The organism is Alkalihalobacillus sp. FSL W8-0930, from assembly GCA_037965595.1.
GTDB lineage: Bacteria > Bacillota > Bacilli > Bacillales > Bacillaceae_D > Alkalicoccobacillus.
The window spans coordinates 1,507,323-1,521,426 of record CP150183.1; the positions used below are offsets into that span (position 1 = coordinate 1,507,323).

The window sequence follows — 14,104 nt, forward strand, 5'->3', positions numbered from 1 at the left end:
GAGAGTGTAGATGACGTCAATTTTAGCGCACGGGGGAGAACTGATTAATAGGTATCAACCAGAATACGATCTATCAAAGGCAAAAACGGAAATTGAGCTCGATTCATTTGCTTTATCTGATTTGGAATTAATTGCAATTGGCGGATTCAGTCCATTAACTGGTTTTATGAATCAAGCTGACTACGACTCAGTGGTCTCATCGATGAGGCTTGAGAGTGGAACGGTATGGAGTATTCCAATTACACTCCCCATTACAGAAGAAACGGCTGCTACGCTTACTGTTGGAGAAGAGGCAACATTAGTCTACAATGGAGATGTATATGGTGCGATTACGATTTCTGAATGGTATACACCTAATAAAGAGTTAGAAGCAGAACAGGTCTATCGTACAAGTGATCCAGCTCATCCAGGGGTGAAGAAGTTGTATGATCGTCCCTCTGTGTATGTTGCGGGATCAATCATTCTAACGAAACGATTAGATAAAGGGAGATTTGAGAGTTACCATGTAGATCCTGCAGATACGAGAGCTCATTTTCAAGAGAAAGGTTGGAGCACTATTGTTGGATTCCAAACCCGTAACCCTGTGCACCGGGCTCATGAGTATATTCAGAAATCAGCCCTAGAGATTGTCGATGGGCTGTTATTAAATCCTCTTGTTGGTGAAACGAAATCAGATGACATCCCAGCCGATGTACGGATGGAGAGCTATGAGGTTCTTTTGGATCATTATTACCCTAAAGACCGAGTATCCCTAGCTGTTTTTCCCGCTGCAATGAGGTATGCAGGACCTAGAGAAGCGATCTTCCATGCATTGGTTCGTAAAAATTACGGATGTACACATTTTATCGTAGGTAGAGACCATGCTGGTGTGGGTGATTATTATGGAACGTATGATGCGCAACGCATCTTTGATCAGTTTACAGAAGAAGATCTCGGCATTCGTCCGTTGTTCTTTGAGCATAGCTTCTATTGCAAAGCGTGTGGAAACATGGCTTCGACAAAAACATGCCCACATGGCGCAGATGACCGAGTGATTCTATCCGGTACAAAGGTTAGAGAAATGCTAACTAACGGGGAAGTTCCGCCTGTAGAGTTCAGTCGGAAAGAAGTGGTAGAAGTACTGATTCGAGGCATGCAAAAGGTGAGCGTATCATGACGAACCCCACGACAAACTTATACTGGCATCAAGCGGAAGTAACAAAAGAGAAGCGACAAGCACTTAAGGGACACAAGAGTGCAGTCATTTGGTTTACCGGTTTATCTGGAGCAGGAAAATCAACCATTGCTAATGCTTTAGAGCAGCGGTTACATCAAGAACAAAAACATTCGTACCTTCTAGATGGTGACAATATTCGTTTAGGTTTAAATAAAGGATTAGGATTCTCAGATGAGGATCGCAAAGAGAACATTCGACGGATTGGTGAGGTAGCCAAGCTATTTGTGGATGCGGGTGTGCTCGTTTCAACTGCATTCATTTCTCCATTTAAAGAAGACCGTCAAGTTGTACGATCCTTGCTTGGGGAACATGAATTCATTGAAGTGTACGTACGTTGTTCACTTGAAGAATGTGAGAAAAGAGATCCAAAGGGATTATATAAAAAAGCAAGAGAGGGCGTCATTCCTGAATTTACAGGAATCAGTTCGCCTTACGAAGAGCCAAGTCATCCAGAGCTTATTTTAGATTCAGACAAAGAACCTGTAGAAGACCTCGTTGAAAAGGTTATAGCGTATCTTAAGTCGAGTGATTTAATATAAAAAAGAGGAGAGTGTTTCTCTCCTCTTCTTTGCTATTGTTTTGCTTGCTTGATTGCGGCATTGGCGTTAATTTCACCATACCCGTAATATTGATCGACTCCAGGGGCACCTAAATCTGTTGCCGTATCCCGCACGATATCATAGACCTCATCGTTTGACAGGGAAGGGTTTACAGAGCGGATGAGTGCACATAACCCAGCAACGTGAGGACTTGCCATCGATGTACCTGACATGACCACGTATTGATCATCTAGGAACAAACTAGGGATGCTTGTACCGGGCGCTGCAATATCAACATGGTCGCCGTAGTTAGAATAAAAGGCTCGCTCTTTTGATTCATCTAAAGCAGCAACGGTAAGAACTTCAGGATAAGCAGCGGGATACATGGGATCTCCTACATTGTCATTCCCTGAAGCAGTCACAATGACCACATCATTTTCGTAAGCATAACGAATGGCATCATAAAGAACTTTGGAATCGTGATAATCACCGAGGCTCATATTCACCACGTCAGCTCCGTTATCTGTGGCCCAATAAAGCCCTTTGGCTACGGCGTAAGAAGAACCTTCGCCGTTTTCATCCAATACTTTAATTGGAAGGATTTTGCTGTTCCATGATACGCCGGCAATTCCGTCTTGATTATCTGTCACAGCTGCGGCGATTCCTGAAACATGTGTTCCATGCCCATGCTGATCGGTTGCATCTTCCGAGTCATCAATAGCGTTATAGCCAGTCTCTGATTTATTCTCCAGTTCGATATGCTCTGGATCAATGCCCGTATCAAGAATAGCGATCGTAATACCAGAACCATCTGTATCATTCCATGCTTTTTCAAGATCAAGCTGTTTTAAGTTCCATTGATACGGCTCAAAAAATTCATCATTTGGAATAGCGTCTTGTTTAGCAAAACGATAATCGGGCTCTGCGTAGCTTACATAAGGACTACCATCTAGCTGCTCTAACAATTGTTCGGAGCTTGTATCCTTTTTCTCAACCAAATAAAAGGGTTCGTTTGTTTCAATAATCGTAAGCTGATCATTTGCTGCAAAGAACTTCTTAGCATCATTCGCAGACTTTAGCTTAACAACGGCACGACTTTGATGAAAGTGTTCTGTTGTCTTTATAGGCTTTTGATCCTCTGAATGCACAACGATTTTCCAGCCAAGCTCGGAAACCGTCTCAATGTGTTGACCAGAAGGTACATCGTCCATCGTTTTCCATTCAACATCGGTGTCTTCGCTTGAAGCAAAGAAGGTTCCACCTGCATCTGCAACAGATGCGATATCTTTTATAAACGTTCGAACAAAGGTAAGATCAACTTCTCCGATGATAGTGGAGCCATCTTCAAGTGCTTTACCTAAAAGCATGTATTGGCTACCATCTCGTTCATATGGATCTGAATACTGGTGATCTCCTTTGGCATGATCCAGCTTACTTATGTTTGGTTCCTTTTGGAAACCAGCGCTCTCAAGTACCTGTTGATCTTTCATTCGTGCAAATCCTGTAATATGAGGGTGTTCTGACAGTTCGTTCTGAAAAGAAGCAGTTGACATGGACGAAGAATCGGCCCACGATTCAAGTTGTTGATTGATTTGTTGGATAAATAACGAGGTTGTTTGTTTTAAGTCACTGGCTAACAATCGATCCATTGAATGGACGTCGTATTGTTGCTTGATGGAGACCCCTTGATAATCAGCTGCATCGTCTGTAGGAAACGTATAACTTGCTGCAACAACGACTAGGGCGCATGCTGCGATCATTAGAAGAGGTTTGATAAAACGTTTAAGATTCATGTGAGTGCTTACTCCTTTGACTTGCCAAAAATGGATTAGACCTTAATACTTGGTAGTATGACTCGAAGAACCTATTCAAAACATGGAATAAAAATCCACACGAAAAAAACAGGAAGCTTTATGCTCCCTGCTTACAATGAACTCTTACTTACGGATATTAAATGCAGCATTAATTTGGCCTCGAAGCATCCGTTCTCGTACTTCTTGTTTCTTAATCGCCTTTTGTTCCATTTTTCTGATTTCGAACGTTTGCATCCCGTCTTCCATTTTGTTTGCAATATCAATTAAACGTTCAACGTCAAGAAAAGAGTATTTACGAGTACCGCCCTTTGATCGTTCAGGAAACAATAATTTTCGCTCTTCATAATAACGAATTTTACGTTCAGATAAACCAGTAAGTTCGCTTACTATCCCAATGGTGATGACTTTTTTATCTTTATAAGACAACTGTTCCACCTCACTAAAAATCACTGCAACCAGTTTCTTTGTAATAATATATCACAATCAATTTTAATTGTCTGACACTATGGAAGATAATCTTACATTTTATAATGGGAATACTTTCCCAATAGATAGAGCTGCTTAAAAAGGAGAGACTCTCATGCAAAATAAAGGTTTTGTTTCATTTGTTGGCGCAGGACCAGGAGATGCTGGTCTTTTAACAGTAAAGGCATTAAAGCGATTAAAAGAAGCTGATGTCATTTTATATGATCGGCTCGTGAATCCAATTCTGTTAGAGCATTGTCATCCCCATGCTCAATTAGTGTATTGCGGAAAGCTGCCAGATAGACATTTAATTAGACAGGAATCCATTAATGAACTACTTGTTACCTATGCAAGCGAAGGGAAACAGATTGTCAGATTAAAGGGCGGCGATCCTGGAGTGTTTGGACGAGTCGGGGAAGAGGCACAGGCACTCGAACCTCATCAAATTCCATATGAGATCATTCCGGGTATTACGTCGGGTATTGGAGCTCCATTATACGCTGGAATACCGGTTACATATCGTAATGTCAGTACATCATTTGCGGTCGTCACAGGACATAATCAAACAGGAACATTAACGATTGATTGGCAGGCTATAGCAAATGGAGTGGATACACTCGCCTTTTATATGGGAGTAAAGAAATTAGATGAAATTACAGCTAACTTAATGTTGCATGGACGAAGCCCTAATCAACCTGTAAAGGTCATTCAATGGGGGACGCTTGGGAAGCAGCGTTCAGTCACAGGTTCGCTCTCGACCATTGTACAAAAAGTAAGAGAAGCGCAGATTTCTAATCCAGCCATTACATTAGTTGGAGATGTAGCTGGGATTGGAGAAGGAACAACAAGCTGGTTTGAATCTCAACCGTTGTTTAATACACATGTCTTACTTGCTCGCAGTTCTCATCGTGAAAGCATAGGTGCCGACAAGTTACGGGCCCTTGGAGCAGATGTATTTGAATATCCGAGATGGCAGCTAAAACAAAACGAGTTTCCTGCTATAGTTAACTTTTCATCAATTGATCAAATTCAGTTTGATACTGAAGAAGCGGTGGAATGGTTTTTTAATTGGTTATTTAATCTTAGCGTTGACTTGAGAGATATTCAGGCTGACATATTCGCAAAAACGAAAGCCAGTGTAGAGGCATTAGCGAAACGAGGAGTTCAAACGAGTCATCTGGAATGGAATTCTGATCGCCCCTCTCTTATACTTGGTCAATCCAAGCCTGTTGAGGTAAAATCGAATGAACAGTTTATTTTTACACATCAATTACTGCCATACTCTCAGTCGAATCAAACGCTTCGTCGCTTATATGATGAAGAAAGAATTGAAGTGGTCGTTATACCTAACGCGAAATCGGTGGGTAGCCTCGTTCAAGGAGCCGTTGAACTTGGATTCACTCCGGAAGAGTGGAGTTCACACGTTCAAGTGATTTGCTTTGGACAAGCTTCGGAAGCAGCGGCTAAAAAGGCTGGTTTCTCGATTGCACATACATTAAACGAACCAAGCTGGGATGTGCTAACAGATTGGTTATTGGAACAAAAAAGGAGCTGGGTCATGTGAAAACGGCGATTTTATATGTAGGTCATGGAAGCAGAGTAGAAGCGGGAAATCAGGAGCTTTTATCCTTTATTGAAAAAACAAAAACTCAGTTTCCGGATGTGCCAATCCAAGAAACAGGGTTTATTGAGCTCACTTCTCCAACGATTGTTGAAGCTGCTACAGCCTGTGTGGAGCAGGGAGCCACACATATTGCTGTAGTCCCTGTTTTGTTACTTACAGCCATGCATGCGAAAGAAGACATTCCTGAAGAGATTGAAAAAGCACAAAAAAAGTTCCCGCATGTTCACTTCGCATATGGAAGACCATTTGGGATTGAACCAATTATTGTTGATTTAATTAAACAAAGAGCGGAAGAGGCTGGCTTAACATCCATTGCTCACCGTCCGAAGTTTGAAGATCGCCAACCCGTTACGCTTGTTCTTGTGGGAAGAGGAAGCAGTGACGTAGAACAAACAAGTGATCTTTTTAAAATTGCTCGTTTGGCTTGGGAACAAACACCAATCAAAGATGTAGAGGTTTGTTTCATTGCGGCTACACATCCTACTGTGGATGAAGGACTAGAAAAAGCAGCTCGTCTTGAATCCGACACGATTTACGTGATTCCTTATTTACTCTTTACAGGGGTATTAATGAAAGGTTTAGAGAAACAACTAGCGGAGTTAAACGAACGTTCCGATAAAACCTTTATTCTAGGCGATTACTTAGGATTTGATGATAAACTAATTGATGTACTTAAGAAACGTACAAATGAGGTATTGGCGAAACTGGGGTGAGCGATATGGCAGATCGAATTCCTTTAATGGTGAATGTAAATGAGAGGGCCGTTACGTGTATTGGTGGTGGGAAGGTAGCAGCCAAACGGATTCCCATCCTTATAAATGGTGGAGCGGTTGTCACGATCATTTCTCCAACTCTTGACGATGAACTACTTTGCTTCATTCCCGTCCTTAATTGGGAAAAGCGAAAAGTGAGTCGAGCGGAGACATTTACAAGCGATATTCTGTTTGTTTCAACAAATGATTCATTGTTGAATGATGAACTTATCGCTAGGGCGCCTAAAGGACAGTGGATTTACGCAGCGCATGATGCGATGAAGAGTGACTTTCACTTTCCGGCCGTGCTAGAAGAACCTCCTGTCTCACTAGCTATTCACACAGGAGGTACGTACCCGGCGTATCTTCCTAAGCTAAAGTCCATCCTCAGTCATGCGTTAAAAGAAGCAAATGTACATAATGAACTCAAGACGTTAGCTGAAGTTCGCCAAACCGTTTTAAACCATCCAACGCTCTCTAGAGAAAAACGAACAGAGCTGTTACGTGCATGTGCAACCGATACATTTTTACATCATCCAGATAAGGAAATGCTTCTAGAAAAATGGATCCATGAAAAAAGCGTTTAGGCAGGTAGCCTAAACGCTTTTTGTTATGCATCTTTATTATAGTGTAGCTTAGCCACAGCATCGTGCTGGTGGATGGACTCTTCATTTCTGCAATGAATCGTAAATTCACGCACTTCATCATGTTCATACAAATCAGCTGCTACAAGGCGCGCCAAATCTTCAACAAAACGAGGATTTTCATACGCGCGTTCGGTTACGGCCTTTTCATCTGGACGCTTTAGAACAGGGTAGAGAATCGAGCTGGCATTGGATTCAGCTGCTTCAACTAATGCCGTTTTCCAGTCTGTTTGTGAGTCTTCTGTTGTACGGATAGACATAGTCACAAAGCTGCGTTGGTTGTGAGCGCTATACTCACTAATTTCCTTAGAGCAAGGGCACAACGTTGTCACTGCTGCTTCAAGACTAATCTCCGTTTTGTAACCAGTGGCCTCATCGAATTCAACCTTATATGTCAACTCAGCATGTGCTAAGCCTTCTTTATCCGTCTCAGGAGCTTTTTTCACAAAGAACCACGGGAATGTTACTTCAATTTGCGCTCCTGTTTGATTCATTTCACGAGCCAAAATTGCTGCCAGCTCACGAAGGGTTTCAGGTGAAAGAAGATGAACCTGATAAAAAGCATGTAATTGCTCCGTTAAACGGCTCATGTTAATGCCTTTATAGTCGGCACCTAAATTCGTTGTTAAACGAAACTCAGCAGTAGCTGTTTGCGTTTCTGGAGCCCAACCCGATTCAACCATAACTGGGTATTTCACTTTCGAAATCCCTACCTGTTGAATAGGGAAAAAGTAATCGGAAGGCTTATTTTGTAAGTCAGGCATGTCTTCCTTTGTTTTTGGTTTCGTACCTTCTATTGGTTCAACTGAGCCAAACAAACGATGGCGTTCAGCTTTTGGTGGTAATACACGTGTCATCTGCGTTCACTCCGGTCTCTCTAGTATTCCAAGTGTGCTTGGTCTCTATTTAATGTACTTGTATTCTACAACATCTTAAGGAGGACTAACAACAAAATACGACTGAAAACGTTGGAATTCTAAGATTTTCCTGGGTGATAGGTGCAAACTATTCTTAGTATGGTTAAATGCTCTCAATCAATAATAACAAAACAAAAGGTAGATAATTTTCACTTACACTATTTCTCCTATTAACAACGGTAAGATATTTTTAAATAGTGTATGTTTAATGGTTTCATAATATTGTAATCAAAGTATATCCTTAGAAGAACGAGAATTACAGAAAAAACTAAACTCTATTATTAATTCATTTAAGATGAGATCAATCGTATGAATTTGTCCAAGTAGTTGGTATTTCATCATATTAAAATCATCACTGTTCAATTGATCAATTAGAATTCTTTTTTTAATTCTTAATCTATCTACATATCGATTAATTTTTTCAGCTCTATAAGTTGTAGCTATAACTATCTCCTCCTATAAAGTTCAGGCAGTGATTTGAGATTTTTAAAGTGGTTTTATAAGAAACTCTAATATTATTTACATAAAGTTATCAATTTAAACTCTCGATAGAAACTTTTACTACTATTCTTCAATTTGTGTCGAAGTTTACTTGGAAATTAGATATAATAAATTATAGGTAAAACAAACCAAATAAATAGTTCATAATGACTGATAAAAAAGAATTAATTTGAATATTTCTTAGTATTAGGGGGCTTTCAGCTTGGATATAGGTAAGGAAATAGATCAAACAATCAAGAAAAATCTAGAAAGTAAGCTAACTATATATTTAACAGAGATTGGTGAGGCAAGTACATTTTCTCAAAAAGATAAAAATGATTTCATTGAAGAAATTCTGAGTGGAAAAGTTTTAGATTTTAGTGGTGTAACGGCAATGAGGGGTTTTGTCTACCAGTATTATGTTGCAATTAACTATTTAATAGACATGATATCCAAAGAAGATGCATGGTGGGATAGAGTCATCTTAGAATTACTAGATGATGTAGCATTGTGTAGTAAAGAAAAATTAAGATTCGTTCAAGTTAAGACAAAGCGTGAGACGGATATAGAGACTAAATTAACATTAGGTGATTTACATTCAAGGGTTAAACAAAAAGGTAGCTGGCTAGATAAGCTATTTTTGTTAAATACACAAGTTCTTAAGAGTGATAATGGAGAGATAATTAAAGATGGTAGTCATTATAGCAAATATGAATTAGAGTTTGAGTTGGCTACTAATACTCCTTATCACAAAGATGTGGCTGTTTATGAAAAAGATGACAAGTATTTTTCCGAAGTTGATAAGGAATCTTATAAGAAATTAGAAGAAAAAATTAATTGTTCAAATCTTCAATGGGAAATAGAACATGGCTTAAAAACATTTAAATTCACTAATAAAAGCTATATGGAGAATTCTAGATCTATCAATTGGTATTTGGATAGTTTTAGAGTAAAGAGACATGGTAGCATGAGTGCACTTAAAACATCAGTTATTGATAAAATTACGAGTCATACTAATGGTTATAAAGATGAATATCATAAATATAAGTCTACACTTATTTTTAACATGATACTTAATGAAATAATTGAAAAGACTTGTCGTGATGACTCAGGAGTTAGTGAGGGAGACTTTGTTTTAGACAAAAGTGAATTTGAGAATCTCTTCGCAGGATTTATTGAGAGAGCAAATGCACAAGCAATTGAACAGAACAAGAGTAATAATCTACAAAACCTATTTGATGAATGTTTTAAAAAGATTCACCAAGATTTCAATTCAAACAATTGGAATAGCAGAATAGAACAAGAGCTATTAATAACCTTAGACGAGGTTGAAAAGTATTTTTTAGAAAATATCATGAACGATGATTTATTTATATATCAAAGGTTTCTAAATAGGTTCTATTATATTAAGAACTCATATAATCAAGTACCACTTAATGAATTTGATGATAAAGTAAGCATTAAGAACGCTTTAAAAGTATTTATATATATATTGACTTATTTTAAACATAAAGATTTCACTCCTAAAGCAGCTGAATTATTATTTTTTAAAGGTACAGATAAGGAAGGAAAAGATAAGGTTTTTACTGCTTACAATGTCAATAATAAAAGTGATTTAGAACTTTCTATTAAATTCGTTAGATCATCAGCTCAAAGATGTACAATATCTCAAGAATTCAATCATGATTATTATTGTTTAATGACAAATGTTAAAGAAGAAGAGTTTAAAAGGCCTCCAAAGAAAGATAGTGTCAATAAAACAATTATTGATTTAGATTCACCTGGTCATGATAATGAGATGAAAAAGCCTTTTGATCCGAAGGATATTACAGAAGTTCTTGAGAATATAAAATTTCTATCATTAGATAAAATGAATCGATATTTCGACTCGCTTAATAAAGAATTAGAAGATGAAATCTCTTTACAGTCTGATTATGAATTTTGGAGTGAAACTATATTATTCAATTTAGTTGATGAATGGTTAAAAGGAGAATGAAAAATGAATAAAAACTTAATTATTGAGAGACTTACTAAAAATTTTAATTACGAGGAATATAATATCGACGATCAAAAATTGAATGTTATGCTGAGAGATAGAGGGCTTGAAGTTTGGATAAATGATTCAAGATGTATGGTAACTAAAGAATTTAACAGTGCTATTCAATTAGAGGATTGGCACAATGACCAAATTATTATATCTTTTTTACATGATTTAATTCCCTCTAAATTTAAGAACAATTTATATTTCCTTTTGAGTATCAATCTTGATCAAACAGAATTTACCTCTTCAATGAGCACCATAAATGAAATTGAAAAAGACAGCAAGGTATGTAGAAAATATGTTCTAAAAACTTTAAGTGATCTTCAAAGAGTACCCTCTCTTAGTGAGTTTAGTAACACTGGTGAGTCATATGAATTATTCGATTTTGATAAGGCTTTTAAAGATCATTTATTTGGGGATGAAGATGACAATCCGATTTTAGAATTTAGTGATTTTATAGATCTTTATTTAAATTATTATAATGTAGAAGAAGAGACTATAGTGGAATCAAAGAACGAAATACTAAAAAAAATTATTAATGAAAGAGCTGGTTATTATGAAATTAGAAAAGTTAACAATTAATAATTTCAGAATTTTTAATGGGCAATATGAATTTGATTTTACAAATAAAAGTCTTATAGTTGTAAATGGTCCTAATGGTAACGGAAAAAGTACTATCTTCGATTCAATCCAATGGTGTTTAACAGGTAAAATACCAAGGTACGATGGTAGTACTGAAAGGCATAAATTTAATTATTTAATGAATGAACAAATATTTAGTTTAAATTATTCAGTTATGATGTTTGTAGAAATAATTTTTAGGTCTGAACAAGGTACATTATATAAAGTACGGCGTACGCAAGAGAAAAATAAAGAAGGTCGCATGCTGACACCTAAAATCACTATTAATGATGAATCATATAATGTGACAAATGGAGCTATAGAAATTAAAACTTTATTAAAAGACCCTGGATTTTTTGAAGATAACTCAGAAATTGATCAATCGGATATGATAGATTTATCATCTTTTTTTGCATCAACTCAATTGTTATCTCAAGATGCACTAGAAAATTTCATTAGATCTGACAAGCCAAACGAAAGGTATAGATTGATCGATAGTATATTAGGTATAAGAAAGTATGGAGTTGATTTTGAAGAATTTATTAGAACCATAAAAGAAACTGCAAAAAATCAATTGGATTCGTTAGAAGAAAAATTGGTGAAACCTAAAGAAGATTTAATGAAATTGAAATATGAAATTTTAGAAAAAGAGAAATTAATGATAGAGACTGGACAAATTTCTCCTAGAGAACTTTTACACTCTTTAAAAGTTTTAATATTCGAGGAAGAACTATCAAATCGTTTTGTAGGACTTGATCCTCAAGTGATTAATAATTTAGATGAAAAATTATTATTAAAACTAGTAGAAATCAGAAAAAAGTATTTGCAAGAGATAGACAAATATACTGATTTATATATAAAGCTCGAGAGGTCTAAGTCTATTTTTGAATTAGATAAAGACTATACTGAGAATGAAATCTTAATAAAAAGAGATGATATAAATAGAATAAATAAGAAATTAAGTAAGAGAGAAGAATATGAAAAAGTAGTTAAGAATAAATTATTGGATTTAAAGACTATTAAAAGTCGAAAAGCTGATTTTAATAAACTTGATGATGAGAAAAAAAACTTGTTACTTGAAAATGAAAAAATAAAATTAAGTATAAATCAAATTTCTCAAAGTGAAAAATTGATATTTGTGAAAAATAAGTATGATAATGAAGATAATTTCATTAGATATTATAATAGTATAGAATCAGAGTTATTCTTATTAAAAGTAAAGAGAAAATTTTTAAGTATAACTGATGAAATTAAAACAAAGAAGCTTAAAATTAAACATGCTGAAGAAATAGTCCTAAGTAAAACGAGAGAACAAACAAATCTTATTAATACTGAAGCACAGATAAAAGAGAAAATAGAAAAACTAAATGAGCACTTGCTAGAGAGTAAAGAGGGGACAGTTAATCAATTAGTACGTCAAGTTCAAGAGCATTTAATAGAAAGAAAAGATGATTTGAGTCACTGTTTGGTTTGTGGTGAAGATTTTGAAGTTAACTCTAGATTAAAAGAGAAAATACAATCTAAAATTGAAGAACTTAATGAAAGTCTATCGGTCACTGAACAAAAACTACTAACGTATAACACAACTCTGAATATAAATCTAACAAAGAGCAAAGAACTTTTCAATCAAATCGAAAGCACTTCAATGATGATATCTGATAATAAAAAAATATTAGAAGAATTAGAAGTAGAAAGAATAAAGATAAAAAGTAAGAATAATTTTGAAGATAGCTTAGATATATCAAAGGAAGTTATCATAGAAAATATAACAAGAGTTGAAAAGTATTTGGAGGAAAATAAATTAGCTTATAGTCTAATTAATGATTTAAACGAGCTTAAACAGGAATCATTAAACATTAATAAATCTTATAATGAAAAACTACTAAATATGGAGAAAATAGCAAACTATTCACCGGAGTATAAGAGATTTATTATATCATCAGAGTCCTTAATCAATAATAAATTAGAAAGTCTAAATAATTATCTAACAATGGTTGAAGAAGAAAAAACAATCTACAAACAAAGAATAAACAATATTCATGATGAAATTTCTAAATTTCAAATGGAGCTAAAGGAATATGAAAGCATTAATAATTATGTTAAATCAATAATAGAAGAATTTAAGACTGAAGATCATTTAAAATGGGTTACTGAAATTGAAAAAACAAAAAAGCAGTATGTTGATTTCGAATATAATTTAGGCTTAAAGATAAATCAAATAAATCAAATATTAAAAACAGATAATCTTCGAGAAAAACGTATACATTATAATAATATGAATAATCACGTTGAAGACAGCAATAAAGTAATTAGTGAATATAATAAGTTAATAGATACCGATACAGAGGTGTTAAAAAATCACCACATTAAGGTTAGTAGTACATTGGTATCTAATTATTTAAAAAATCACTCATATTATATAAACAAGTTATTTTCTCAAATCACTCCACATGCAATTTATAAATATGTAAATTTAGTCCCCAAAGGAAAAAATCTATATATTGTACTGACTAAAGAAGAAGGTGAAAATAGTAAGCTAAGAAAGATGTCAGAAGTTGAATTAAGACAACAATTTAATGCTAGTTTAAAATTCAGTTCAGGACAATCTAATGTTCTAGCTGTTTGCATTTTCTTAGCATTAAATTACTCTCAAAAGTGGACAAGTCTTAAATTTTTAGGTATAGATGATCCTTTTCAAAATTTAGATGATATTAATGTCTTCTCGTTTTTAGATGTGTTAAGTCAGATCGTACTGAACCAAAATAAACAAGTTATAATAAGCACTCATAACGATAAATTTGCTAGTCTGTTAAGAATGAAGATGGGTCTTAATAGTAGCGATATTGGTACAATAACTTTATCGGGATACAGTGAAGATGTGGTTAAAGTATCCGGGAATTGTATTAAAAGTGAAGTTGATGGCTTAAATTAGAATTACTATATACGTATTCAATAACTACAGTTAAGAATGATTAAAAACCTTCTTAAGTG

General features: G+C 35.4%; 11 protein-coding genes. 8 read left to right on the forward strand and 3 right to left on the reverse strand.

Going from position 1 to position 14,104, the window contains the following annotated elements; genetic code table 11:
* Positions 1-10 precede the first annotated feature (10 nt).
* Both sat and cysC read left to right on the forward strand, forming a co-directional pair.
* Entirely contained in the window at positions 11-1,156 is a 1,146-nt protein-coding gene (sat, locus tag NSQ54_08065; protein WYP28026.1) for a sulfate adenylyltransferase, read from the forward strand.
* On the forward strand, positions 1,153-1,755 hold the full coding sequence (cysC, locus tag NSQ54_08070; GenBank protein ID WYP28027.1) for an adenylyl-sulfate kinase: 603 nt from the start codon (positions 1,153-1,155) through the stop codon (positions 1,753-1,755). Before sat ends, cysC begins: the two co-directional genes overlap by 4 nt.
* 32 nt (positions 1,756-1,787) lie before the next feature.
* Here the strand turns inward: cysC and NSQ54_08075 are convergent, their stop codons facing one another.
* Together NSQ54_08075 and NSQ54_08080 are read right to left on the reverse strand one after the other, a co-directional pair.
* Positions 1,788-3,548 carry a S8 family peptidase gene (locus NSQ54_08075; protein ID WYP28028.1) on the reverse strand — a complete coding sequence of 587 codons (1,761 nt, stop codon included), beginning with the start codon at positions 3,546-3,548 and terminating at the stop codon, positions 1,788-1,790.
* A 144-nt stretch (positions 3,549-3,692) separates the two neighbouring features.
* Positions 3,693-3,995: a MerR family transcriptional regulator gene (locus tag NSQ54_08080; GenBank protein WYP28029.1), complete on the reverse strand. Its 303-nt coding sequence runs from the start codon at positions 3,993-3,995 to the stop codon at positions 3,693-3,695.
* A gap of 154 nt (positions 3,996-4,149) precedes the next feature.
* Between NSQ54_08080 and cobA the strand changes: the two genes are divergently transcribed.
* Genes cobA through NSQ54_08095 form a run of 3 tightly spaced genes read left to right on the forward strand, consistent with a single transcriptional unit; the run spans position 4,150 to position 6,997 of the window.
* Positions 4,150-5,598 (forward strand): uroporphyrinogen-III C-methyltransferase, encoded by a 1,449-nt coding sequence (cobA, locus tag NSQ54_08085; GenBank protein WYP28030.1) that lies wholly within the window; start codon positions 4,150-4,152, stop codon positions 5,596-5,598.
* Complete coding sequence (locus NSQ54_08090) at positions 5,595-6,371, forward strand: sirohydrochlorin chelatase (GenBank protein ID WYP28031.1); 777 nt, start codon at positions 5,595-5,597, stop codon at positions 6,369-6,371. The genes cobA and NSQ54_08090 overlap by 4 nt, the downstream gene beginning before the upstream one ends.
* Positions 6,372-6,376: 5 nt before the next feature.
* Positions 6,377-6,997 (forward strand): NAD(P)-dependent oxidoreductase, encoded by a 621-nt coding sequence (locus NSQ54_08095; protein ID WYP28032.1) that lies wholly within the window; start codon positions 6,377-6,379, stop codon positions 6,995-6,997.
* Positions 6,998-7,020: 23 nt separating this feature from the next.
* Here NSQ54_08095 and folE2 read toward each other — a convergent pair whose 3' ends face one another.
* Complete coding sequence (gene folE2 / locus NSQ54_08100) at positions 7,021-7,911, reverse strand: GTP cyclohydrolase FolE2 (GenBank protein ID WYP28033.1); 891 nt, start codon at positions 7,909-7,911, stop codon at positions 7,021-7,023.
* A 763-nt stretch (positions 7,912-8,674) separates the two neighbouring features.
* On the opposite strand from folE2, the gene NSQ54_08105 reads away from it, so the two are divergent.
* The 3 genes from NSQ54_08105 to NSQ54_08115 are packed head-to-tail and all read left to right on the forward strand — an operon-like array spanning position 8,675 to position 14,045.
* On the forward strand, positions 8,675-10,447 hold the full coding sequence (locus tag NSQ54_08105; GenBank protein ID WYP28034.1) for a dsDNA nuclease domain-containing protein: 1,773 nt from the start codon (positions 8,675-8,677) through the stop codon (positions 10,445-10,447).
* A 3-nt stretch (positions 10,448-10,450) separates the two neighbouring features.
* A complete protein-coding gene (locus NSQ54_08110; GenBank protein WYP28035.1) occupies positions 10,451-11,074 on the forward strand; it encodes an ABC-three component system middle component 1 in 624 nt (207 codons plus the stop codon).
* Positions 11,049-14,045, forward strand: a complete 2,997-nt coding sequence (locus tag NSQ54_08115) for an SMC family ATPase (protein WYP28036.1) — start codon at positions 11,049-11,051, stop codon at positions 14,043-14,045. Before NSQ54_08110 ends, NSQ54_08115 begins: the two co-directional genes overlap by 26 nt.
* The last annotated feature ends 59 nt before the right edge of the window (positions 14,046-14,104 follow it).

Bases quoted from the DNA above. Each gene is read 5' to 3' on its own strand.
- NSQ54_08075 (WYP28028.1), bottom strand. From the start codon at position 3,548: ATGAATCTTAAACGTTTTATCAAACCTCTTCTAATGATCGCAGCATGC.
- NSQ54_08110 (WYP28035.1), top strand. From the start codon at position 10,451: ATGAATAAAAACTTAATTATTGAGAGACTTACTAAAAATTTTAATTAC.
- folE2 (WYP28033.1), bottom strand. From the start codon at position 7,911: ATGACACGTGTATTACCACCAAAAGCTGAACGCCATCGTTTGTTTGGC.
- sat (WYP28026.1), top strand. From the start codon at position 11: ATGACGTCAATTTTAGCGCACGGGGGAGAACTGATTAATAGGTATCAA.
- NSQ54_08115 (WYP28036.1), top strand. From the start codon at position 11,049: ATGAAATTAGAAAAGTTAACAATTAATAATTTCAGAATTTTTAATGGG.
- NSQ54_08095 (WYP28032.1), top strand. From the start codon at position 6,377: ATGGCAGATCGAATTCCTTTAATGGTGAATGTAAATGAGAGGGCCGTT.
- cysC (WYP28027.1), top strand. From the start codon at position 1,153: ATGACGAACCCCACGACAAACTTATACTGGCATCAAGCGGAAGTAACA.
- cobA (WYP28030.1), top strand. From the start codon at position 4,150: ATGCAAAATAAAGGTTTTGTTTCATTTGTTGGCGCAGGACCAGGAGAT.